The organism is Streptomyces sp. NPDC058469 (assembly GCF_042721125.1).
Taxonomy (GTDB): Bacteria; Actinomycetota; Actinomycetes; order Streptomycetales; family Streptomycetaceae; genus Streptomyces.
On sequence record NZ_JBHXME010000072.1, the window covers coordinates 1 to 24,796 of the forward strand.

Here is a 24,796-nt window from a genome sequence, read left to right on the forward strand (position 1 = left end):
GGTCGGGGGTTCGGGTCCAGGTGGGGGCGGGGGCGGGGGTGACATCGGCGGAGGTGGTGGTGCCGGGGGCTGCGAGCAGCCGGGCCAGGGAACGGGCGAACGTCTCGGGGCGCTGCGCCCGCGATACGACGGGGCGGTGGCGGGCACCGCCGGATCCTTCACCGCGCTGGCCGTGCGCGGCGTCGTCGTCTTCGTCGTCGGCGCTTTCCTCGTCGTCGGACTCGTCTTCGTCGGACTCACCGCCGTCGTCCGAGTCCGAGTCCGAGTCGTCTTCGTCTACGCCGTCCCCGTGCCGGCCCTGCTGGCCCTGCTGGCCGCCCTGCCCGTGCCGGCCGGCCTCGTCATTGTCGTCGTCGGCTTCGTCGTCGCTGTCCTCGTCGTCCGACTCGTCTTCGCCGGACCCGCTGCCGTCATCTCCGTCATCTCCGTCATCTCCGTCCTCACCGTCGTCTCCGTCCTCACCGTGCTGACCGCCCTGCCCATGCTGGCCGGCCTGATCGTCCTCGTGCTCGTCGTCGCCGTCGTCCTCGTCGGCTTCAGATTCCTCGTCGGTGTCGTTACCGGCTCCGCCCGGCAGGAACTCCGGTTGCTGGGGGACTACTTGAGGCTCGTCCTCGGGTTCTTCCTGCGGGTCCTCCACCGGTTCGGCGGTCGCCGGTTCCGCGGCGATGCGGGTCGGTGTCGGGCGAGGGGTGCGGCGGGGCCACGTGGCCGGGGTGGCGGCCAGGGAGCCGGTCGGCAGGAGGGCCGTGCCGTCGCCCACCGCCGCTCGCTGGGTCTCCAAGACGGTGACGACATCGGCGAGATCCCGCTCGGCGTGGCGCTGCCGGGCCGCCTGCCCGGCCTGCACGGCAAGGGAGTCGGCGATCTCGCGCCGGAGGGCGTCGAACGCGTCCTGGGCCTCGTCCCGCGCGGCGACCATCTGGTCGTAGTGTGCCGTGGCAGCGGTGAGCGCCGCCTCGGCTGTGCCGTGCGTCGCGGTCGCCGTCGCGGCCGTGTTCCGGGCGCGGGCCAGGACGTCGGCGGCGTGGCGTGCCACGTCCTCGGCCAGGCCGAGCCGGCGCCTGGTGTCGTTGGAGGCGTGCCGGGCGGTTTCGACGGCGCGGTCGGCTGCCGCGGCCTCGATCCGTGCCTGGTCCAGCGTGGTACGGGCCCGGTTCCGGCGCGACTCACGGCGGGCGGGCGCATCGGGGCCGCCCGAGGAGGAGTTGCCCTCATCTCGACGCGAACTCCCGCCCTGGGGCGACGAGTTGGCAGGCCGCTGCCGCGCGGCCCCCTCCGCCTCTCGTATGGCCTCCTCAGCCACCGCCAGTTCGTCCTCCGCCGTACGGACCGCGTCGTGGTACTCCTCCGCCGCCCGGGTCGCGTCCATCACGCGCTCGGTCTGGCCCTGGAGATCCGTGGTCAACTGCGTTACGAGGGTGCGCCGTTCCTGATCGGTGTGCTCGGCGACCGGGACGGCCCGCTCGGCGGCGGCGAGTTCGGCGGCCGCGGTGTCCGCGGCGGCGCGGGCGGCGTCCCGGTCCAGCTCCGCCTGTCCCACCGGCGGCTCCGCCTCGTCCAACACGCGTCGGGCATCCGGCATTTGGTCCTGGAGCCGGCGCTCCTGCGTGTTCGCGGCGTGCTCCGCCTGCGCGGCCTCCTCCAGTGTGCGCACCTGATCCCGCACGGCCGCCCAACCGGCGTCGTGGACCGCGTCGTTCCGACTCACGCCGCTCGGGCCCGCTTCTCCCTGGCCCACGCCACGCCGACGCACACCTCCCAGACCCGAGCCACCCTGCACCGCGCTGCTCGGGCCCGCATCATCCGGACCCCCGCCATCCCGCTCGTCGCCGCCCCGCTCCCCCGCCCTCAGCGTTCCCTCCGGGTCCCCGTTCCCATCGAACCGCCGGAACCGCACGCCCTCGCCGTCACGCAGCGCGAGCTCAACAGGCCGCCGTAGCAACGCGGCTGTGCCCGAAGCGGCGTACAGGGCGCGGGCCGTCTGGTTCGGGCTGCCGTCGGTGGCCAGCCACAACTGGAGTATGTCGTCACCGGCCGGGTCCGGGTGCGCCCGGATGCCATCGACCAGCAGGGTCGGGAGGTCGCGGAAGGACACCCTGCGCCAGTCGCGGAGGGCCTCGTCCGCGGGGGCGGTCGGCGCCTGTGCGTCGGCCGCTTCGCGGATCAGGGACGCGCCGTCGTAGACGCCCGGGTCCGTGAGGGCCGTAGTGACGCCGTGGCCCAGGAGGTCGCGCTCCAGGGGGCGCAGCCGGACCGTGCCGGAGACGTACCGGGTGCCGTTCGGGCCGTGGACGGTGACGAGGGCGTCGGCGAGGATCTCGTGGCTGCGGGTGCCGCGAGAATCCGCCGGGGCGGAGGTGTTGCCGTGCTTGAGCCACTCGCGGCGGGTGCCGGCGACGGCGGCGCCCGAACCGGGGTCCTGGGCCTGGCGGGCCAGTACCGGCGCGGTGAAGCCGAGGAGTTGGCGGTTGGAGTCGTGGAGGCTGAAGGCGCCCTGTGCCGCGAGGCTGCCGGTGAGGCCCGCGTGCGAGGCGGAGCCCGCGCTGACCGTGCTGAGCCGTACCCGGTCGATCGTCACGTCCCCGGTGTCGGTCTCCCGGCGCGGCCGGAACAGCTCCACGGTGAGCCGGGGCGGGGTGCCGGGAGGGCTCTGGAACGGGTAGGCGCCCGGCATCGTGGTGGTGATGCCCGCGGGGCCGCGCGGGTGGTCCAGCGAGATCGTGCCCGCCTGCAGGAGTTCGCCGATCCGTACGGCGGTGGCGTCCGCGGAGTCGGAGGCGGCGAGCGCGCGCCAGGAGCGGGTGAGGGCCGGGGCCACCTCGCCGAGCGCGGTGGCGAGTTCGCTGCCCGCGTCGAAGGAGAAGACCGGTGCGGGGCCGCCCGGTGTGAAACGGCGTCCGGTCGCGGTCGGCCGGCGCACCGAGTGGCCCGCCGTCAACCGCGCCTCGGGCGGGGCGGGTTCGGCGGTCTCGCTGCCGGTGAAGCGCAGCGCGGCGGCAGCGTGCACCGTGACGCTCCGCGCCGGCCGGCCGAGGAAGAGGTGGGCGATGCGGTGGGCGAGCGGGGTGTCCGCGTCGGTCAGGCTGAGCACGCCGTGCTGGAACAGACTGCCCGGCAGGTCCACCAGCCAGTCTGCGGTCGGCGTCGACCGTACGGTGGCGACGATCCGGTACGGGACGCCGTCGAAGTCGGCGACGTTGTCGGTGCGCAGCCAGTGCCGGTCCTCGGCGGCCCGGGTCACCCGTGCCGAGTTGCCGCGCACGGTGTCGGCGCCGAGCAGTGCGCCCGCCCGGTCGGTGCGGGGGCCGCCGGTGAGCCTCGGGATCCGGGTCTGGAGCTGGAGGAACCCCGAGTGCCGGGTGCTGTCGGCGGTCCGGTCGGTCACCGAGGACGGGGTGTGGCCGTGGTACTGCTCGATGCCGGAGCCCGCTGCCGCCGGGTGGCCGCGCAGCAGCCGTAGCGCGTGGTCGTCGGCGTCCGGCTCAGCCGCGAGCGTGACCTCGACGAGGCGGGCGCCGCCGTAGCCGACATGGCGGAACCGGAAGCGTTGCACGTGGCCGGGGCCGCGGCCGGCCAGGGTGCGCAGGCCCGCCGTGGAGGTGAGGTCGGCGATGCGGGTGTCGACGCCGGAGAGGTACGACGCGTGGCCCGGGCGGGTCGTGCCGGGGGCCTCCTCCTTGATGAGGGGGAGGAGTTGCTGCCGCAGTCGGTCGGGGCGTTGCACGGTGCGGGTGGCGTCGGTGTACTGGTCCATCGCCTGGACGCTGCCGAGGCCCACCTCGCGGGAGGCGATGAAGCGGCGCGGCAGCGGCACGGAGCCCGGCACCGGTGCGGGCACGGTGAGACCGGGCACGGTCATGAACCAGGCGGCGTGGCGCCGGAGTTGTGCCGGGGTGGCCAAAAACCGTACGGCGTCCGGCAGTTCGATCGCCACCGTCACGGCGCGGCCCTCGCCCTGCCCGAACGCGTTGCCCACCGCGTTGCGGCGGCCGCGCCGGAACGTGACCAGCAGGAGCGCGTCGGCCGTGATGCGGTGCTGGGCGCCGCTCTCGGTGGCGGTGCGGTTCACGACCGTCGAGGAGGCGAGCGCCCGTGACCGGTCGCTGCGGGCGGTGCGGGTGTAGCGGGCCGAGGGGTTGAGGCTCGCCGCGCGGGGTGCGGACGTGGACGTACCGCCGCCTTGTTGCTGTTCCGGGTCGTCGGCGCGGCGTTGCATCGTGCCGCCGTCGCCGAGGCCACCGATGTCGCTGTCGTTGCCCGCGGCCTGGTCGGAACTCGGGGTCTGGGCCGAGGAGTTGTTGCGGACCGCGGTGAGACCGCCCGCCCACTGGGCGGCGCCGGCCACCCCGCGCTGTTGCCCGGCGCCGTCGGCGGCGCTGAGCCCGGTCTCGAAGTACTGGGTGATCTCGCCCGACGCCCGCGGCCGGAGCAGGGCGCCCTGGATCTCCACCGACAGCACCTCGTCCGCGGCGAGCCCCGGCAGGGTGAGCCCCTCGATCACATAGGCGCCCTTGAACACCTGGTGGCCGCGGGCGAGCAGTGCGGCGGGGCTGCGGGCGGCGCTGAGCATCTCCGCCGTCACCGTGGTCGGGTCGGTGGCCGCGGCGCCGGCCAGCGACTCGCCGACGGCGCGTCCAACGCGGGCCACCGGAGCGGGAGTTCGCTCCGCGACCGCGTCCCGTACGCCGTCCAGCAGGCCGCGCGCCGGATGCCCCTGGTAGGTGTTGCCGAGCACCGCGCGGAACGCGTCGTCCAGCGCGGCCGACGCCTGGAACACCTCCACCATCGCGTCGTCCGGCAGCGGTACCGAGTCGGGCAGCGGGCCGCCGTTCGCGTCGGTCAGTTCGAGCGCCGTGCGGTCGGCGGCGACGGCGGCCCGCACGGTGTGCGCGGCGGGCGCCGCCGGGGCGGGCTCGTCGGCGGGCAGCGTACGGTGCGTCGGCACCGACAGCCGCAGCACCCCGGGCACCCGGTCCGGCGGCGGAGGCGGCGGCGGGTCGTTCGGGCCGGGCGGCGGGGCGCCGTGCGGGACGTACGGCTCCTGGACCGTCTCGTGCGCGAACCGCACCAGGGGCTCCTCCCCCGGTCCCTCGTACAGATCGAGCGCCAGGTCGGCCGGCACCTCGAACACCTCGCTGCGCTGTCCCGCCCCGCTGCCGATGAACTGCTGGTCGTGCCCGAGGGACACCTGCACGCTGTTGTCGTGCTGCACCTGGTGGGAGCGCACATGGTCGCCGGTGCCGCCGAGGGTCCACGCGCCACCGCGCACCGGCACGCCGAACGAACCGCCGCCGCCGTACGACACCCCGTACTGCGAGCCGTTCTGGTCGGTGGCGACCGTCGACAGCGAGGCCAGGCCGATGCCCTGTACGTCCGGCAGCACCGTGGTGTGGGTGCTCTCGCCGTCGCCGCGCACCGCGCCGAGCACCAGCCGCACCCGGCGCGTGCCGCTCACGGTCGGGATCTCCAGGAAGAGCGAGTGGCCGCCGTCCAGCATGGCGTCCGTCGCGGCCCGCTGCCCGACCTGCGACCGGGTCTGCTCGAACCTGCGCAGGTTGTTCAACTGGGCCTGCACCAGCGCCTCGTCGGGCAGCACGCGGTTGCGCGCGGTGGTGTCGCCGGGCAGGAATCCCTCGCGGCGCAGCCAGTTCTCGGCGTGCACGAAGAGGGGTTCGGCGCCGTCCACGCCCAGGGGTGTCGCCGTGGTGCCGATCGACCGCAGATGCTCCAACTCCGCCGGGAGCCGCCGCAGTTCCTCCGCCGTCGGGGCATGGCCCTGGGCGTCCTCGGCGGTCAGCAGCCGCAGATGCATGCCGCGCGGCCAGTCGCCCGGCTCGAAGGCGACCCGTCCGCCGCCCGGCAGATGCAGGACCAGGGTGTGCCGCACCTGGGCCGGGGCCAGCAGATGACTGCGGTTGGTGCGCACCGCGTGCATCAGGGCCGCGCCGGCGCTCTGCGCCAGCGCGTCGTTCGTCACGGCCTGGGCCGAGACCCGCCCCAGCACACCGCCGCCGACCCGCCGCGACGCGTCCGGGTGACCCTCGCCGTGGTCACCGGTGAGCGCCGGACCGGCACTCCCGGACAGGGACACGCCGCTGCTGAACCTCGACTGGGCCTCGATCTTCACCACCTGCGTGAGGTGGCTCTCCAGGTTGATCTTCCCGGGGACACTCCGCCGCAGCGGCTCCCCCACCTCCACCTCGGTCAGCAACTGGAACATGCCGACCGCGCGCCCCGAACTGTCGAGCAGCACCGGCGAGAAGACACCCCGGTCCCGCTGCATCGGCAGGGTGCCCCGCAGCAACGGCTCCGACAGGAACGTCTCCAGCTCCGCCAGGGAGTCCTTGCCCAACGACCGCAGCCGCGCGTCGAAGTGCTGCAACGCCTCCGCGAGCAGCCGCCCCGGCTCCGCCACCGTGTCCACGCCCCACACCGGCAGATCGTCCAGATCCGCCGCCTGAGGCAACTCCCCGTCCTCGTCCCGCGCCAGATGCTGCGGGAACCAGAAGGTCACCGGCCCGTGCGACTGCGGCACCCCCCAGGTGACGGGCGCGGCCAGCGCCGGAGTGTCGATCCGTACGTCCCACTCGGCGGTGAAGTCGTACGGCTCCGAAGGCTCGTTGCTGCGCTGCGCCGTCGTCGACTGCACCACCGTGGTCACCGACGAGGTCGAGGAGAGCTGGTTCAACGTCAGCGCGAGGGTCAGCGCGACATCGACACCGCGCACCGGGATCGCCCGGCTCACCGGGAACAGCGCGGTCCAAGGCAGCATCAGCGTACGGATGTTGCCGGACGCCTCCGACGACACCGACTCCTGGCTACCGATGCCGCGCCGCTCCACCCGTACGTCCCGCTCGGCGCCCTCGGCCTGCCCGTACCGGGCCGCCGCCACCGGGTTCGTGAGCCGCATCCGCAGGTCCACGTCCCGGTCCCGGCCGTCCACGCGCAACGTGATCCGGAAACCCAGACTCCCGCGCAGATACGGCAGGTTGAGCACCAGCGTCTCGGCGCTCGCCACCGTCCGCAACTGCTCCCGTACCGGATGCGTGTCCGGCGCGTTCGCCAGCCCGAGCGCCGCCATCACCTGCTGGTGCAGCCCGTTCACGACGGCCGCCGACAGCGGTTCGAGGTACACCAGGCCTACGTTGCCGTCCCGTTGAGACCCGTAGGCGAGGACGTACGTCGAAGAAGGCGCCGCGACCGGTGCGTTGGAGGTGGGCCAGGTGAGGGGGGCGTCGGCGGGGATGGGGGTGGTGTCGGGGTCCAGGGCCGGGGTGGTCTCGTCCTGGCCTGCGTGGTCGTGGAGTTGGGGCCCCGCGGAGGTGACCTTCTCGATCGTGCGGAGGTAGCGGCGGGGGATGTGGACGGGGCTCTGGGTGGTGGCCATGAGGCCGGTGGTGTGGACCGTGGTGCTGTTCGCGTGGTTGCGCAACAGGAAGTCGTTGTCGCGCTGCTCGTCCGGCAGACCGAGGTAGTGCAGGACCTCGTGGAGGAGGTCCTCGTCGGAGTGGTTGGCGTCGAGGTGGAGTTGGTCGGCGCGGCCCGGGTTCGCGGAGTCGGTGAGAGTGATCGTCTCGGGGTGATCGGAGTCGGCGATCAGGTTCAGGTTGATGTGGAGCTGGTCGCCCGAACTGGGCAGCGCCAGACCGGAGTTGAGGTGCCTGTCCAGGAGAACCGTGATGCGCTCGTTGAGCTGCCGGGTGAGGTCCGGGTTCGTCGTGGTGACCGGGAGGTTGAGCGTGTAGTCCCGTATCCACTGGCCGTTGGGCGCCTGGATACGACGGACACGGGTGCGGACGAGCGTCGTCGCGCCGCTGAGGACTCCGGGGCGGGGCGACTTGGACTGATCCGCGTGCGGATCGAACCGCTCGGTGGAGTGGACAGCCGGGCGGGCATGCGGGCGCAGGCCGAACCAGGAGTCCTTTGGCGCGGGGTCGGCGACACGGGACGCGGGCCGCTCGTCGTCGGCGTCGCGGGTCGGCGCGGGACGGTAACGGCCGTTCGGCTGAACGCTGTTGGCGTCCCCGGGGCCCCGAGGCGCCTGCGACGTGGTGATGTTCGCCGGGGTGGCGGTCGCCGGAGTGGTACCGGCGTTCGCGGCGCTCGCGCTGTAGTGGTTCAGGCCCGTGTAGTGGACCTCCAGCGCGGGGGTGTTGGTGGTCGGGCCGTAGCGCAGCACGATGCCGCGGGGGCCGCCGGTCGCGGTGGTGCCGGCGAGTGGGGCGGGCATCGGCTGGAAGACGTGGATCGGGGCGTCGAGGGTGTCGGCGAGGAGGGGCAGGAAGGTGTCGCCGATCGGGTTCGCCCACGCGGCCGACCAGTTGCCCACCGCGCTGCCGAGCATGTTCGCCTCGTCCTGGCTGAGTGCGGCGGTGCTGCGGTGGTAACCGGCGATCAGCAGCGACCGGCGCTCGTCCGTGGTCATGGCGGCGAGGGTCGGCAGGCCGTTCACCGCACGCAGATAGGCGAACATACGGCGGTTGCTCGGCGCGGCGCCGGTAAGTGCGGGCGGTGCGCCCGGCATGGAGACCGCTTGCAGATAGCGGGTCTGGAGGTCGACCGGGTCCAGGTCCTCGGCGTGGGTCACGCCCTGGATGCCGTAGCGGACCAGTTCGTTGTCGATCTGGGCGGCGGGCATGTTCTGGACCGCCGCGGTGAAGGGGGTGACGAGGACGCCCCGGAGCTGGCCGAGCACCTGCGGCGGGAGCGGGCGGCTGCCGTTGTGTGCGGCCGCCAGCCGGGCCAGGACCAGGTTCCGCAACTCCTGCCGTGCGGCCCGTAGTTGATTGGATCCCCGGTCGCCGGCCTGCGGGTTCCGCGCCATCGTCGTGAGGGCACGTTGTACGTCGTCGGGCCGGGCGAGCCAGGCGGCGGTGCCCGGGGCGAGGGCCTGGGTGGTGCCGGTGGCGGCGGCCTGCTGGAGGCGGGTGCGGACCAGGTGGGGTGCGCTGCCGATGACTGCGTAGAGGAGGCAGTTGCCGTCGCCGGGGGTCTGGACGGCGTTGCCGGTGGGGTCGACGTAGGGGGTCAGGGGGGCGGCGGGCGTTGTGGCGGGCGGCGGGGTCGTGGCCTTGCCCTTGCCCTTGTCGACACCCGTGCTCTTGCCGGTGTCCTTGGCCGTGGTCTTGCCGGTGCCGGTGCTCTTGCTCGTGGTCTTGTCGGTGGCCGGCTTCTTGTCCTTGCCGGTCTTGTCGCCCTTACCCGTCTTGTCCGTCTTGGCGTTGCTCGTACCGGACTTGGGCGGCCCGCTCTTCTTCGGCTGCGGTTGCGCCGACTTCGGCGTGGTCGTCGTGGGGTTCGTCCCCGTGGTCCCGGCATTCGTGGTGGTACCGGTGGTCGTCGCGGGCGCCGGAGTGTGCGTCTGACCGCCCGCCGGGAGGGCCGCGGCGCGGCCGTCAGGGGCAGGCCAGCGGGGCGGGGTGGTGGCGAAGGTCGTCCGCGGGGACTGCTCGGGAGTCGGAGCGCTGTCCTGAACGTCACTCGACAGGCCGGGCAGCGCGGCGGTCGCCGCCACCTGGTCGGCGGCGGCCTGCAATTGCGCGGTGACGGCGGCGACGACGAGCCCGTTGCGGCGGGCGACTTCAGCCTCGGCCGCGGTCACCCGGCCCCGGGCGACGGTCTCGTCCCGCGTGGCGAGCTGCACGTCGGCAGCCGCGTCGGCCTCGGCTGTCGCGGCCTCCTCCGCCTTCTCCACGGCCTCCTCGTGGTTCTCCTCCTCCGCTCTGATGCGGTCCGGGCCGACCTCGACGATGTGCTCCGCCCGCTCCAGCACCGGCCGGGCGGCGGTGAGCGCGGCGGTGGCCCGCTGGATCGCGTTGTCGGCGGTGGTGACCGCCGGGAGCACGGCCTGGACGCGAGGGTCGTCGGCGACATCGGCCGCGGGAGTGTGGAGGCGCGGGGTGCCGGGTGCGACAGGAGCCGGTACGGGAGCGGGGGCAGGGGCCGTACTCGACTGCCCGTTCTTCGCGGCCTGTTGGGCGGCGGCCCGTGCTGCGGCGGCGCGCTCTTCGCGCACGGTGTTCTCGGCCCGCGTCAACGCGGCCAGGGCCGTCTGAAGGTCGTGGCGACCCTTGGTCTCGTCCCGCTCGTGCCGCTCGATGACCGACGGCAAGGTGGTGACGGTGTTCCGGGCCTCCGCGAGGTCCCGCTTCAGCCGTGCGACCAGCGCCTCGGCCTTGCGCGCGGCCTCGGCGGCGTCGGCGGCCACCTTCTTCGCGTCCGTGTGGGCGTCGGTCGCGTTCTTGACCGCGAGTTGCGCCTTCCCGTGGGCTTCTACGGCGGCCGTGTGCGCCCGGTTGGCCTGCTGGAGGGAGGCGGTGAGGCGGTTCAGCCGCTGCGGGGTGTCGGCGAGGGTTTCGGTGGCGGTGTGCAGGAGTTCGGCCTGGGCGTCGAAGGCGTCCCACGCGGTGGCCAGGTCGGGGTCGGCGGTGACGAGGGCGCCCGCGGGGTTGAACTCCCAGCGGCGGATGCCCTGCGGGTCGCGGGTCATGAGTTCCAGCGGCCGGTTGCCGAGCACGGCGGTGCGGGACGCGGCGTAGAGGGCCTGGCCGAGGTGCTCGCCCCGCGGGTCGGCGCCGAGGGCCACCCAGACCTGCACGCCGTGACTGCCCGCGGGGATCGCGGAGTTGAGGCGTTCGGGCAGGGTGTGCGGTTCTACGGTGGCCCAGTCGGGGACGAGCGCGGGCAGGTCGTGGAGGTTCGGCGGGGTCTCGGCCGGGGCGAGCAGACCGTGGCCGAGAAGGTCGCGCTCCTCGATACGGAGGGTGACAGTGCCGGTGACGTGACGGGTGCCTTCAGGTCCCTCGACGAGCAGATGCACATCCGCGTCGACGACGTAACTACGGGTTCCGCGCGCCCCGTTGGCGGGCGCGGCGGTGCTGCCGGACTTGAGCCAGTCGCGGCGACTACCGGTGGTGGTGCCACCGAAAGTGGACGGCTGGGTCTGCCGCTGCGCGAGCGGGACGCTGATCCCGGCGATCTCGTGGTTGTCGTCGTCACCGCTCAGGAGTTCCGTGAACGAGGTCGCGAGGGAGTGGTCCGCGCCGGCGGCGGTGCTCACCGTGTCGGTGGTGTTGTGGAGCTGGTCGAGGGTGACGTCGTCGGCGTTGGTGGAACGGCGCGGGTTGTACAGCGTCACCGCGATCGACGGAGCGTGATCGGGTGCCCCTTCGAAGGGCGCGGTGCCGGGCATCTTGCGGGTGAGGTCGGCGGCCAGCCGGGGACGGTCGAGGGAGACCCGCCCGGCCTGGATCAACTGGCCCAGCCGCACCGCCTGTCCCTCCACCGACACGGAGGTGATCTGCGAATGCCAGCCGCGTCCGCCGCGCGGCGCCACGTCGTTGAGCGCCGTCTCCAAGTGTGCCCAGCCGTCGAAGTGGAACGCCGGGGTCGGCCCCACCGGGTGGAACATCTGCGCGTCGGCGAGATACGGCCCGGCGGCGGGGCCGGCCGGCCGCACGGTGTTGCGCGGGTCGGCGCCTGAGACGACGGACGGGGCGTTCACCGGAGCCGGGCCGCCTGCGCCGGGCAGGGCGGTCTCGGTGCCGGTGAAGCGCAGGGTCAGCCGGACCGGGACGGTGCTGGTGCGCGGGTTGCCCCGGGCCATCAGTTCGTCCATCCACCGGCGTACGTCCCTGTCCGCGTCGGACCACGCGATGACACCGTTCTGGATGAGACCGCCGATGACGTTCGGCGGCCAGTCGGCGACCAGCGCGGAGCGGACGGACAGCTCGTAGTCGTACTGGAGGCCGTCGAAGTCGGCGCCGTTGTCCGTGCGCAGCCAGAAGCGGTTGTCGGCGGTGGTGGCCCGCCGGGCGGAGATGCTGGTGGCCGACTGCGGGGTGAACACGGGCGCCGCGCGGTCCGTCTTGGACGGGTCGGGGCCCTGGTTGGGGCGGAGGTAGCGGGTCGTCAGCGTGACCGGGAGCTGCTTCTGCCGGACGGAGGCGCGGGTGGTGGTGCGGCCCGCAGAGGTGTGCGACTGCCACTGTTCGAGGCCCGAGCCGGGCGTCGAGGAACCCCGGACACCGGCCAGGTTCTGGGTCCGCCGGGGCCGTGCCGTGAGCGTGACCTCGACCAGCCGCTCACCGCCGTGGCCGTGGTGGCGGAAGTGGAAACGGGTGGTGGCCCGGCGCGGGGTGCCGTCCGGGCCGCGTCCGGGCAGCGAGCGCAGTCCTGCCGACGAGGTGAGCTGGGCGATACGGCTGTGCACACCCTGCTGGTAGCCGGAGTGCCCGGGGGTGACCGCTCCGGGCGCCTCGGCCTCGACCAGCGCCAGCAGCTCGCGCCTGATCTGCCCGCGCCGCTCCCTCGGGTTGACCGGCCCCAGCGGGATCTGCCCGGCGGCGGGCCCGGTCGTGGGGACGGGGGCGGCAACGGGCCGGTCGTACTCGATGACCGAGAGGACGCCGCCGAGGCCCAGTTCGCGGTTGCGGGTGTACGGCGCCGGGAGGGCCGCCGTCAGGGCCGGGGCGGGCGCCGGGGTGAGCCCCCGCACCGAGCCCATCCACCGTGCGTCGCGGGCGAGTTGGCCCTGGGTCATGAGGAACTGGAGGCCGTCCGGGACGTCCACCGCGAAGGTGACGGGGTCGATCGTGCCGGGCTCGCCGACGCCGTTGAACAGGGTGCGGGAGCCCGCGCGGACCGTGACGAAGTAGGTGACGTCGGCGACCACGCGGTGCAGGGTGCCGCTCTCGGTGGGGGTGCGGTTGACACCCGTACTGGCGGAGAGGGTGTCGGCGGTATCGGTGCGGGCGACATAGCCGAGCCGTGCCGAGGGGTTGAAGAGGCCCTTGTACGACTTGCCGCTGGTCTGGCTGGTGGAGACCGAACCGTCCGACTCCGGACCGGTGTCGCCCTGCCCCGCCGGCTGCGGGGGCGGGTTCTGGGTGACCACCCCGCTGCCACCGAACTGGTGCGACTTTCCGAGGGACTTGAGCTGCTGGGCACTGTCGGTGGCCGAGACGCCGGTCTCCAGGTACTGCCGGGTGGTGTCCAGCAGGCGGGGCTGGTGCGCGACGGCCTGGATCTCCAGCGAGTACTGGCCGTCCGCCATCGTCCCCGGCAGGCTCAGACCCTCGACTACGTAGGAATTCTTGAACAGTTCGTGGCCATGCGCGACGAGACTGCCCGGGGTGATCGCCGCGTGCCGGGTCTCGGCGGCACGCGTCGTGCTGTCCGTGAGCCCGCGCCCGGCGAGCGGGGAGATGCCGTCGCGCCGCGGCGGGGCGGCGGTCGGGGCGGGGGCGGTACCGGTGGTCGCGGGGGCGGTGACCGGGAGGATCGGGCCCGTGGCGGCGGTGGCGGGTGGCGTCGGCTGGGCCTGGTGGCGGATGACCGTGGCGGCCCGCTGGAAGACGGACTCGATGGCCGCCGAGCCGCGCACGGTGTCGATCAACGCGTCGTCCGGTATCCGCACCAGACCCGGACGCGGGGTGCCGGTGGCGTCGGTCGCGTCGAGCCGTGCCCTGTCGACCGCGTTGGGTCGACGCGGCGCCCCGTCGGCCCGTGCGGCGGGCGGCGCGGGAGTCGCCGAGGGCGCGTGGGTACGGCCGTCCGGCACCGCAAGCCGCAGCGAACCGGTGACCGTCGACGAAGGGACGACGGGCGGCGCCGGGGCAACGGGCGGCGCACCGGGGACAGTTGGGGCCGGTACGGCGCCCGGTACCGGTGCGGCGGCCTGGTTCACGTTCCGCCCGAACCGCTCGCTGGGCCGGTCGCTGTCGTCCGCGTACAGGTCCAGGGCCAGTCGCACCGGCACGTCGAACGCGTGGCTGTCCTGGCCGGTGCCGATGTAGAACTGATCGTGCGAGGTCGCGCCGCCCACGGTGTCGCCGTGGGTGACCTGGTGGCCGTACTGGTAGTCGCCCCCGAACCCGATGGACCCCCAACTCCCCAGCGGCCCGCTGACACTGGCCATCGGCCCGAGCGCGCCGCCGTACGACTCACCGCGCTGCTCGGCGTCGCTGCCGGCCATCTGAGCCAGACCCATGACCTGGATGCCCGGCAGAACCAGGTCGTGGGTGCTGGCCTGCCCGGTGTCCCGTTCGGCGGTCAGCAGCAGCCTGACCCGACGGACGCCCGTGTCGGTGCTGTTGGGCACCTCGAAGTGCAGGGAGTGCCCGCCGTCGACCATCGCGTCGGTCGCGGCACGCAGCCCCGTACGGGAACGCGTCTCCCTCAGTCGGCGCAGGTTGTTCAGCTGGGCGTGCAGCCGGATCTGGTGCTCGGGCTCGTGGTTGCGCAGCGCCTGCTTCAGCCGCGCGCCAACTCCGGTGGGGGCCGGGGCCGTTGGGGCGGGCGGCAGGAAACCCTCGCGGCGCAGCCACGCCTCGGCCTCGTTGAACAGCCCGTCCGTACCGGTGACGTCGAGCGGCGCCGCGCTCAGCCCGATGCCGTCCAACCGCTCCAAGGAGTCCGGGAGTTCACGCGTCTCGGCGGCGGTCGGCGTGTGCCCTGTGGCGTCCGCCTTGCTCAGGACCCGTAGGTCCATGCCGTGCGTCCGGGTGAGCGCCGGGGCCTGCGTCTCGGTGCCGTCGGGCCGGATCAGGGTGACCTGGTAGGTGACGCCGGAGGGGGTGAGGAGGTGGCCGCGGTTGGTGCGGATGGCGTGCATCGTGCCGGCGGAACTGCTCGCGCTGTAGGTGTTGGTGACGGTCGCCTGGGTCTGCCCGCGCAGGCCGAGGCTGCCACCGACGGTGCTGGAGGCGTCCGGATGACCCTGGCTGTGATCACCGGTGAGAGCGGCGGCACCACTCCCGCTGACCCCGATCCCGCTGGTGTACTTCGAAGAGAGGTCCACCTTCGCGGTGTTGACCAGATGGCTCTCAAGGTTGATCTGGCCCGCGGTGCTCTGCCGCAGCGGGGTGCCGACAGCGGGCGTGGTGACCAGGTGCAGCATGCCGACCGCGTTGCCGTCGGCGTCGGTGATCACGGGCGAGTAGATCCCGCCGTCCACCTGCATGGGCAACGTGCCCCGCAGCACCTGCTCGGAGAGGAAGTCCGCGACCTGCCCGGCGGCGGTGTCGTCGAGATCGGCATGGAATGTCTGGTGGACGTGCTCGTACAGGGCCCTCGGGTCGATCACCGAGTCGACGCCGTAGAGGGGGAGATCGGCCATCGCGGCGGGGGCGGGCAGCGAACCCGGCGCCGGGTCGGCGGTGGTGAGGTGCCGGGGGAACCAGATCGTGGTGGGGCCGTGGGACTCCGCCGTGCCCCACCCGTCCGGTGCCGGGGCGGTCGTGGTGGTGGGCGCGGTGACGGCGGGCGCGTCGACACGCACTCGCCACCGGGTGCTGAACTCCACAGGATCAGAAGGCTCGTTGGAGCGCTGGGAGGACGTGGTCTGCACGGCCTGGGTGACGGTCGTCGCATCGCTCGCCTGGTTGTGGGTGATCGCCGCCGTCAGCGATCCGTCCACCGCCCGCACCGCGGTAGGCGCGGTGATCGGCCAGGACCCGGTCCACGGCACCTGGAACGTTCGGTACGTCCCGGACGGCTGGCTGGAGAAGTTCTCCCGCGTGCCGAACCCGCGCCGCTCGACATGCTTGTCCGGATCACGCGGGTCGAAGCGCCCCTGCCGCAACGAGGCCCGGGCATCGGAGAGCGTCAGCTGAACGTCGACCGTGTGATCACGGCCGCCGACCTGGACGGTGATGCGGAGACCGCCGTTCGAGCGCAGATACGGCAGTTGGAGCGCGAGGTTCTCCCGGCTCAGCTCGCCCCGCACCTGCTCTCGCACCGAGTCGGGCGGGTTGTCGACATCCAGCCCGAGCGCCTCGTAGACCTGCCCGTGCAGCCCTTCGATCACCTCGTCGGAGAACGGCTCCGCGTACACGAGCCCGACGGTCCCGTCCGGGACCGCGCCGTAGGAGTTCACGTAGCTCGACGGCAGTTGGACCTGCGCGGGCGGCTGTGCGGTCGGGGCGTTCGAAGCGGGCCAGGTGAGGGGGGCGTCCGTGGGGATGGGCGTGGCGTCGGGGTCGCGGACAGGCGTCGTCTCGTCCTGGCCCGCGTGGTCGTGGAGTTGGGGGCCGGCCGCGGTGACGTTCTCGATGGTGCGGAGGTAGCGGTGCGGGATGTGGACGGGGGTCTGTGTGCCGGCCATGAGGCCGGTGGTGTGGACCGTGGTGCTGTTCGCGTGGTTGCGCAACAGGAAGTCGTTGTCGCGCTGCTCGTCCGGCAGACCGAGGTAGTGCAGGACCTCGTGCAGGAGGTCCTCGTCGGAATGGCCGGCGTCCAGGTGGAGTTGGTCGGCCCGGCCCGGGTTCGCGATGTCCGTGAGAGTGATCGTCTCGGGGTGGGCCGGGTCGGCGATCAGGTTGAGGTTGATGTGGAGCTGATCGCCCGAACTGGGCAGCGCCAGACCGGAGTTGAGGTGCGTGTCCAGGAGACGTGTGATGCGCTCGTTGAGCTGCTGAGCGAGGTCCGGGTTGGCCGTGGCGACCGGGAGGTTGAGCGTGTAGTCCCGTATCCACTGGCCGTTGGGCGCCTGGATACGACGGACCTGCGTCCGGATGAGAGTCGTAGCACCGCTGAGAACCCCAGGGCGGGGCGAGTTGGACTGGCCCGCGTGCGGATCGAACCGCTCCGTGCTGTGAACGGCGGCGCGGGCGTGCGGACGCAAGCCGTGCCAGGTGTCCTTGGGCGCGGGATCGGCGACACGGGACGCAGGCAGGTCGTCATCGGCGTCACGGATCGGCGCGGGACGGTAACGGCCGTTCGGCTGAACGCTGTTGGCGTCCTCGGGACCCCGGGGTGCCTTCGACGTGGTGATGTCCGCCGGGGTGGCATCCGGGTTCGCGTCGCTCGCGCTGTAGTGGTTCAGGCCCGTGTAACGGACCTCCAGCGCTGGGGTGTTGGTGTTCGTCGGGCCGTAGCGCAGCACGATGCCACGAGGGCCGGCGGTTGTGTTGGTCACCGGTTCGAAGACGTGGATCGGGGCTTCGAGGGTGTCGGCGAGCAGCGGCAGGAAGGTGTCGCCGACCGGGTCCGCCCACGAGTCCGACCAGTTGTCCACCGCGCTGTCGAGCAGGCGCGCCTCGCCCTGGGTGAGGGGGACGGTGCTCCGGTGATAGCCGGCGGTCAGCAGCCACCGGCGTTCGTCCGTGGTCATGGTGGCGGGCGTCGGCAGCACGCCCATCGACCGCAGATAGGCGAACATCCGCCGGTTGCTCGGTGGGTTGCCGGTCAGCGGGGGCGGTGCGTTGGGTGCCGTGATGGCCTGTGTGTAGCGGATCTGGAGGTCGATCGGGTCCAGGTCCTCGGTGTGGGTGACGCCCTGGATGCCGTACACGACCAGTTGGTTGTCGACAGCGGCGTCGGACGCACTCCCCACCAGCCTCGCGAACTCGCCGGCGAGGACGCCCCGGAGCTGGCCGAGCACCTGCGGCGGGAGCGGACGACTGCCGTCGCGTGCCGCTGCCAGCCGGGCCCGGACCAGGTTCTGCAACCCCCGCTGCGCGGCCCGCAGATGGCCTGTTCCCCGGTTGGTGGTCTGCGGCTGCCCCGTGAGTGTCCTGAGGGTGTCCCGTACGTCGTCGGGGCTTGCGAGCCAGGCGGCGGTGCCCGGGGAGAAGGCCGGGTCGGCCTGCCGCAGGCGGGTGCGGACCAGGTCCGGCGCGCTGCCGATGACGGCGTAGAGGAGGCAGTAGCCGTCGCCGGGGGTCGCGACGACGCGGCCGGAGGGGGCCGCATAGGGAGACTGCGGGGCGGCCGGGCTCGTGCCGGGGAGCGAGGGCGACTGGACGAGCGGGGGCTTGGCCTTGCCCTTGCCCTTGTCGAGGGCCGTGCTCTTGCCGGTGGCAGGCTTCTTGCCCTTGTTGTCCTTGCCCTTGTCCGTCTTGGCGTTGCTCGTACCGGACTTGGACGGCCCGCTCTTCTTCGGCTTCGGCTTTGGCTTCGGCGTGGGTGTCGTGGTCGTCGTGGGGTTCGTGGGGTTCGTCCCCGTGGTGCCGGTCCCGGCGTTGGTGCTGCCGGTGACGGCGGCGGGCGGGGTGTGGGTCTGGCCGCCGGCCGGGAGGGGGGTGGCCGGGCCGTCGGGCGTGGGCCAGCGGGGCGAGGTGGTGGCGAAGGTCGTCCGCAGGGACTGTTCGGGGGTCGGCGCGCTGTCCTGGACGTCACTCGACAGGCCGGGCAGTGCGGCGGTCGCCGCCACCTGGTCGGCGGCGGCCTGCAACTGCGCGGTGACGGCGGCGACGATCTCCCCGTCGCGGTCGGTGACTTCGTCCGCGGCCTCGGCCACCTCGCGCCGGGCGTCGGTCTCCTTCTCCGTGGCGAGCTGGAGGTCGTGGGCCGCGTCGGCCTCGGCCTCCGCGTCCTCCCGCTCCTTCGCCACGGCCCGCTCGTGATTGTCCTCCTCCTCGCTGATGCGGTCCGGTCCGACCTCGACGATGTGCTCAGCCCGTGCCAGCACCGGCCGGGCGGCGGTGAGCGCCGCGGTGGCCCGCTGGATCGCGTTGTCGGCGGCGGCGATCGCCGGGAGCACGGCCTGGACGCGGGGGTCGTCGGCGACATCGGGCGCGGGGGTGTGGAGACGCGGGGCGCCGGATGCGGCAGGGGCCGGGGCGGGAGTGGCGCTCGACTGCCCGTTCGTCGCGGCCTGTTGGGCGGCGGCCCGTGCGGCGTTCTCGGCCTGCGTCAGCGCGGCCAGGGCCGCCTGAAGATCGCGGTGGCCCTTGGTCTCGTCCCGCTCGTGCTGCCTGATGACCGGCGGCAGTGTCGTGGCGGTCCGTCGGGCCTCCGCGAGGTCCCGCTTCAGCCGTGCGAGCAGTGCCTCCGCCTGGCGCGCGGCCCTGGCGGAGACGGCGGCCGTCTTCCTCGCCCGGGTATGGGCGGTGGTCGCGTCCGTGACCGCGCGCTGCGTCGCCTCGTGGGTTTCCACGGCTTCCGTGTACGCCTGGTTGGCCTCCCGGCGGGCGGCGAAGCGGAGGCTCAGCAGCTGCGGGGTGTCGGCGAGCGTGTCCGTGGCGGTGTACAGGAGTTCGGCCTGGGCGTCGAAGGCGTCCCACGCGACGGTCAGGTCGGGGTCGGCGGTGACGAGGGCACCGTCAGGGTTGAACTCCCAGCGGCGGATGCCCTGCGGGTCACGGGTCATCAGCTCCAACGGGCGATTGCCGAGCACGGCCGCACGCGAGGCCCCGTAGAGCGCCTGACCGAGCCGCGTGCCCTGCGGGTCGGCGCCGAGGGCCACCCAGAGCTGGACGCCGTGACTGCCCGCGGGGATCGCGGAGTTGAGGCGTTCGGGCAACGTGTGCGGTTCTACGGTGGCCCAGTCGGGGACGAGCGCGGGCAGGTCGTGGAGGTTCGGCGGGGTCTCGGCCGGGGCGAGCAGACCGTGGCCGAGCAGGTCACGTTCCTCGATGCGGAGGGTGACGGTGCCGGTGACGTGGCGGGTGCCCTGCGGTCCCTCTACGAGCAGATGCGCGTCGACATCGACGACGTAACTCCGCGTCCCGCGCGCCCCGTTGGCGGGTGCGGCGGTGCTGCCGGACTTCAGCCAGTCACGGCGGCTGCCGGTGGTGCTGCCGCCGAAGGCCGAGGGCTGGGTCTGCCGTTGCGCGAGCGGGACGTTGATCCCGCCGAGCTGGCGATTGTTGTCCTCACCGCTCAGGCGGTATGTGAGCGAGGTCGCGAGGGAGTGGTCCGCGCCGGCGGCGGTGCTCACCGTGTCGGTGGTGTTGTGGAGCTGGTCGAGGGTGACGTCGTCGGCGTTGGTGGAACGGCGCGGGTTGTACAGCGTCACCGCGATCGACGGGGCCTGGTCGGGTGCCCCTTCGAAGGGCTGGGTGCCGGGCATGGTGCGGGTGAGGTCGGCGGCCAGCCGGGGACGGTCGAGGCTGACCCGTCCGGCCTGGATCAACTGGCCGAGCCGGACGGCCTGTCCCTCCACCGACACGGAGGTGATCTGCGCGTGCCAACCTCCTGGGCGGCGCGGCGCGACGTTGTTCAGCGCCGTCTCCAGATGTGCCCAGCCGTCGAAGTGGAACGCCGGGGTCGGGCCCACCGGATGGAACATCTGCGCGTCGGCGAGATACGGGGTGCGGGCGAGGTCGCGCAGCGCGGTGTTGCGCGGGTCGGCGCCGGACTCGGCGGACGCGGCTGTCACCGTGGCCGTCGGTACGGGCACGTTGGTCTCGGTACCGGTGAACCGCAGCGCCAGCCGGACCGGGACGGTGTCGGTGCGCACGTTGCCGCCCGCCAGCAGCCTGTCGATCCACTGGCGTACGTCCCCGTCCGCGTCGGACCAGGCGATGACACCGTGCTGGATGAGACCGCCGATGACGTTGGGCGGCCAGTCGACGACCAGCGCGGAACGGACCGTCAGCTCGTAGTCGTACTGCAGGTTGTCGAAGTCGGCACCGTTGTCCGTGCGCAGCCAGAACCGGTTGTCGGCCGTGGTCGCCCGCCGGGCCGAGATGCTGCTGGCCGACTGCGGGGTGAACCCCAGCTCCGCGCGGTCCGTCGTCAGGGGATCGGGACCCTGGTCCGGACGGAGATAGCGGACCGCCGGCGTGACCGGGAGCTGCGCCTGCCCGACCGAGGCGCGGGTGACGCTGCGGCCCGCGGCGGTGTGCGACTGCCACTGTTCGAGGCCCGAGCCGGGGGTGGAGGTGCCTCGGACACCGGCCAGGTTCTGGGCCGCCCGGGGCCTCGCCCGCAGCATGACCTCGACCAGCCGCTCACCGCCGTAACCGTGGTGCCGGAAGTGGAAACGGGTGGTGGCCGGGTGCGGGGTGCCGTCCGGGCCGCGTCCGGGCAGTGAGCGCAGTCCGGCGGTGGAGGTGAGCTGGGCGATCCGGCCGAGCACACCGGGCTGGTGGCCGGCGTGCCCCGGGGTGAACACTCCGGGTGCCTCGGTCTCGACCAGGGCCCGCAGCCGGCGCCCGACCTGGCCGCGCCGCTCCACCTCGTTGTTGAGCTGCACCAACGGGATCGGGGCGTTGGCGCCGGGTGCGGGGGCCGCGGCGGGTGCGGGGGCGGGGACGGTCTCGTACTCGCTGACCGAGAGGACGCCGCCGAGGCCCAGTTGCCGGTTGCGCACGTACGCCGCCGGCAGCGGAGCCTGGCCCTGGACGGGCGCCGGGGTGAGCCCGGTCACCGAGCCCATCCACCGTGCGTCACGGTCGAGTTGGCCCTGGGTCATGAGGAACTGGAGCCCGTCGGGGACGTCCACCGCGAAAATGACGGGGTCGATCGTGCCGAGGTCACGGATCCCGTTGCCCAGCGTGCGGGAGCCGGCCCGGACCGTGACCACATAGGTGACGTCGGCGACCACCCGGTGCAGGTTGCCGCTCTCGGTGGGAGTGCGGTTGACGCCCGTGCTGGCGGCGAGCGTGTCGGAGGTGTCGGTGCGGGACACCTTGTTGAGCCGTACCGCCGGGCTGAGCTGGTTCTTGTTCGGCTTGGTGGTGCTCTGGCCGGTGGAGGGCGAACCGTCCGGCTCGGTACCGGTGTTGCCCTGCGCCACCGGTGTGGTCGAGTTCTGGGTGGCCGACCCGGTGCCGCCGAACTGGTTCGATTTTCCGAGGGACTTGAGCTGCTGGGCGCTGTCGGTGGCCGAGACGCCCGTCTCCAGATACTGCCGGGTGGTGTCGAGCAGGCGGGGCCGGTGCGCGACGGCCTGGATCTCCAGCGAGTACTGGCCGTCCGCCATCGTCCCCGGCAGGCTCAGACCCTCGACTACGTAGGAGTTCTTGAACAGTTCGTGGCCATGCGCGACGAGACTGCCCGGCGTGATCGCCGCGTGCCGGGTCTCGGCGGCACGCGTCGTGCTGTCCATCAGCCCGCGCCCGGCGAGCGGGAAGAGGCTCGCGCGCTGCGGCGCGGCGGGGGCGGGTGCCGTGCCGGGGGCGGTGACCGGGAGGATCGGGCCGGTGGCCGGGATGGCGGGCGTCGCCTGCTGTGCCTGGTGGCGGATCTCCCGGGCGGCCCGCCGGAAGACCGACTCGATGGCCGCGGAGCCGCGCACGGTGTCGATCAGCGCGTCGTCCGGTACGCGCACCAGTCCCGGCCGCGGGGTGCCCCGGTTGTCGGTCGCGGCGAGACGGTCCGTGTCGGTCGCGGCGACCGGACGCGGCGCCCCGTCGGCGCGTGCGGGCGGCGCGGGGGTGGTCGCGGGTGCGTGGGTACGGCCGTGCGGCACCGCAAGCCGCAGCGAGCCGGTGACCGTCGGTGCGACGGGCGGTACGGGGGCAACGGGCGGCGCACCGGCGGCAGTTGGGGCAGGTACGGCGGCCGGTGCCGGGGCGGCGGCCTGGTTCAGGTTCCGCCCGAACCGCTCGCTCGGCTCGACCCCGTCGTCCGCGTACAGGTCCAGGGCCAGTCGCACCGGCACGTCGAACGCGTGGCTGTCCTGGCCGGTGGCGATGAAGAACTGGTCGTGGCCGGTGGCGCCGCCCACGGTGTCGCCGTGCGTGATCTGCCGGCCGTGCTGGTAGTCGCCCCCGAACGCGATGGACCCCCAGCTGCGCAACGGCCCGCCGACACTGCCCAACGCTCCGAACGCACCGCTGTACGACTCACCGCGCTGCTCGGCGTCGCTGCCCGCCATCTGGGCCAGGCCCATGACCTGGATGCCCGGCAGGACCAGGTGATGAGTGCTGGCCTGCCCGGTGTCCCGTTCGGCGGTGAGCAGCAGGCGGACCCGACGGACGCCCGTGTCAGTGCTGTTGGGCACCTCGAAGTGCAGGGCATGTCCGCCGTCGACCATTGCGTCGGTCGCGGCACGCAGCCCGGTGCGGGAACGGGCCTCGTTCAGCCGGCGCAAGTTGTTGAGCTGGGCGTGCAGCCGGATCTGGTGCTCGGGCTCGTGGCTGCGCACCGCCTGCTTCACCCGGCCACCAACTCCGGTGGGGGCCGGGGCCGTTAGGGCGGGCGGCAGGAAACCCTCGCGGCGCAGCCACGCCTCGGCCTCGTCGAACAGCCCGTCCGTGCCGGCGACGTCGAGCGGGGCCGCGCTCAGCCCGATGCCGTCCAACCGCTCCAGGGAGTGCGGGAGTTCACGCGTCTCGGCGGCGGTCGGCGTGTGCCCGGCGGCGGTCGTCCCGCTCAGGAGCCGTAGATCCATGCCGTGCGTCCGGGGAAGCACGGGCGCGTGCAGCTCGTTGCCGTCCGGCTGGATCAGGGTGACCCGGTAGGTGACCGCGGTGGGGGCGAGCAGATGGCTCTGGTTGGTGCGGATGGCGTGCATCGTGCCGGCGGAACTGCTCGCGCTGTACGTGTTGGTGACGGTCGCCTGCCCCTGCACGCGCAGACCGAGGCTGCCGCCGATCATGCTCGACGCGTCCGGATGACCCTGACTGTGGTCGCCGGTGAGGGCGACGGCGGCGGTGCCACTGACGCCGATCCCGCTGGTGTACTTCGAGGAGAGGTCCACCTTCGCGGTGTTGACCAGATGGCTCTCAAGGTTGATCTGGCCCGCGGTGCTCTGCCGCTGCGGGGTGCTGGTCCCCGGCGTGGTGACCAGGCGCAGCATGCCGACCGCGTTGCCGTCGGCGTCGGTGATCACGGGCGAGTAGAGCCCGCCGTGGATCTGCATCGGCAGCGTGCCGCGCAGCACCTGCTCGGAGAGGAAGTCCGCGACCTGCCCGGCGGCGGTGTCGTCGAGATCGGCATGGAATGTCTGGTGGACGTGCTCGTACAGCGCCCGGGGGTCGATCACGGAGTCGACGCCGTAGAGCGGGAGATCGGTCGGCGCGGCAGGCGCGGGCAGCCCACCCGGCGCCGGGTCGGCGGTGGTGAGGTGCCGCGGGAACCAGATCGTGGTGGAACCGTGCGACACCGGCCCACGCCACCCGTCCGTCGCCGGGGCGGTGGCGGGCGCGGTCGGCGCGGTGGGTGCCGCGGTGACCGCGGGGGCGTCCACGCGCACGCGCCAGTGGGTGGTGAACTCCACCGGATCAGAAGGCTCGTTGGAGCGCTGGGCGGACGTCGTCTGGACGGCCTGGGTGACGGTCGTCGCGTCACTGGCCTGGTTGTGCGTGATGGACAGCGTCACCGACCCGTCCACCGCCCGCACCGGCGTCGGCGCGGTGATCGGGAACGTACCGGTCCACGGCGCCTGGATCGTGCGGTACGTCCCCGACGGCTGGCTGGAGAAGTTCTCCCGCGTGCCGAACCCGCGCCGCTCGACATGCTTGTCGGGGTCACGCGGGTCGAAGCGCCCCTGCCGCAACGAGGCCCGCGCGTCGGAAAGCGTCAGCTGTACGTCGACGGTGCGATCGCGTCCGCCGACCTGGACGGTGATGCGGTGACCGCCGTTCGAGCGCAGATAGGGCAGTTGGAGCGCGAGGTTCTCCCGGCTCAGCGCGTCCTGCACCTGTTCGCGCACCGACTCGGGCGGGTTGTCGACATCCAGCCCGAGCGCCTCGTAGACCTGCCCGTGCAGCCCCTGCATCACCTCGTCGGAGAAGGGCTCCATGTACACGAGCCCGACGGTCCCGTCCGGGAGCGCGCCGTAGGAGTTCACGTAACTCGACGGGAGTCGGCCGTGTGCGGGCGGCTGTGCGGTCGGGGCCTGGGAGGTGGGCCAGGTGAGGGGCGTGTCGGTGGGGATGGGGGTGGTGTCGGGGTCTTGGGGCGGGGTCGTCTCGTTCTGGCCTGTGTGGTCATGGAGTTGAGGGCCCGCGGACGTGACGTTCTCGATCGTGCGGAGATACCTGCGGGGAATGTGGACGGGCGTCTGGGTGGTGGCCATGAGGCCGGTGGTTCGGACGGCGGTGCTGTTCGCGTGGTTGCGGAGAAGGAAGTCGTTGTCGCGCTGCTCGTCCGGCAGACCGAGGTAGTGCAGGACCTC

The 24,796-nt window shown here is 73.2% G+C and carries 1 protein-coding gene (cut by a window edge); it reads right to left on the reverse strand.

Annotation, left to right across the window (positions count from 1 at the left end; translation table 11 throughout):
- Window positions 1-24,796, reverse strand: part of the annotated coding region (locus ACFWP5_RS27675) for a hypothetical protein (RefSeq protein WP_384162035.1) (this coding region is incomplete at its 3' end). 12,210 nt of the annotated region lie beyond the right edge of the window; 24,796 of its 37,006 annotated nt are in view.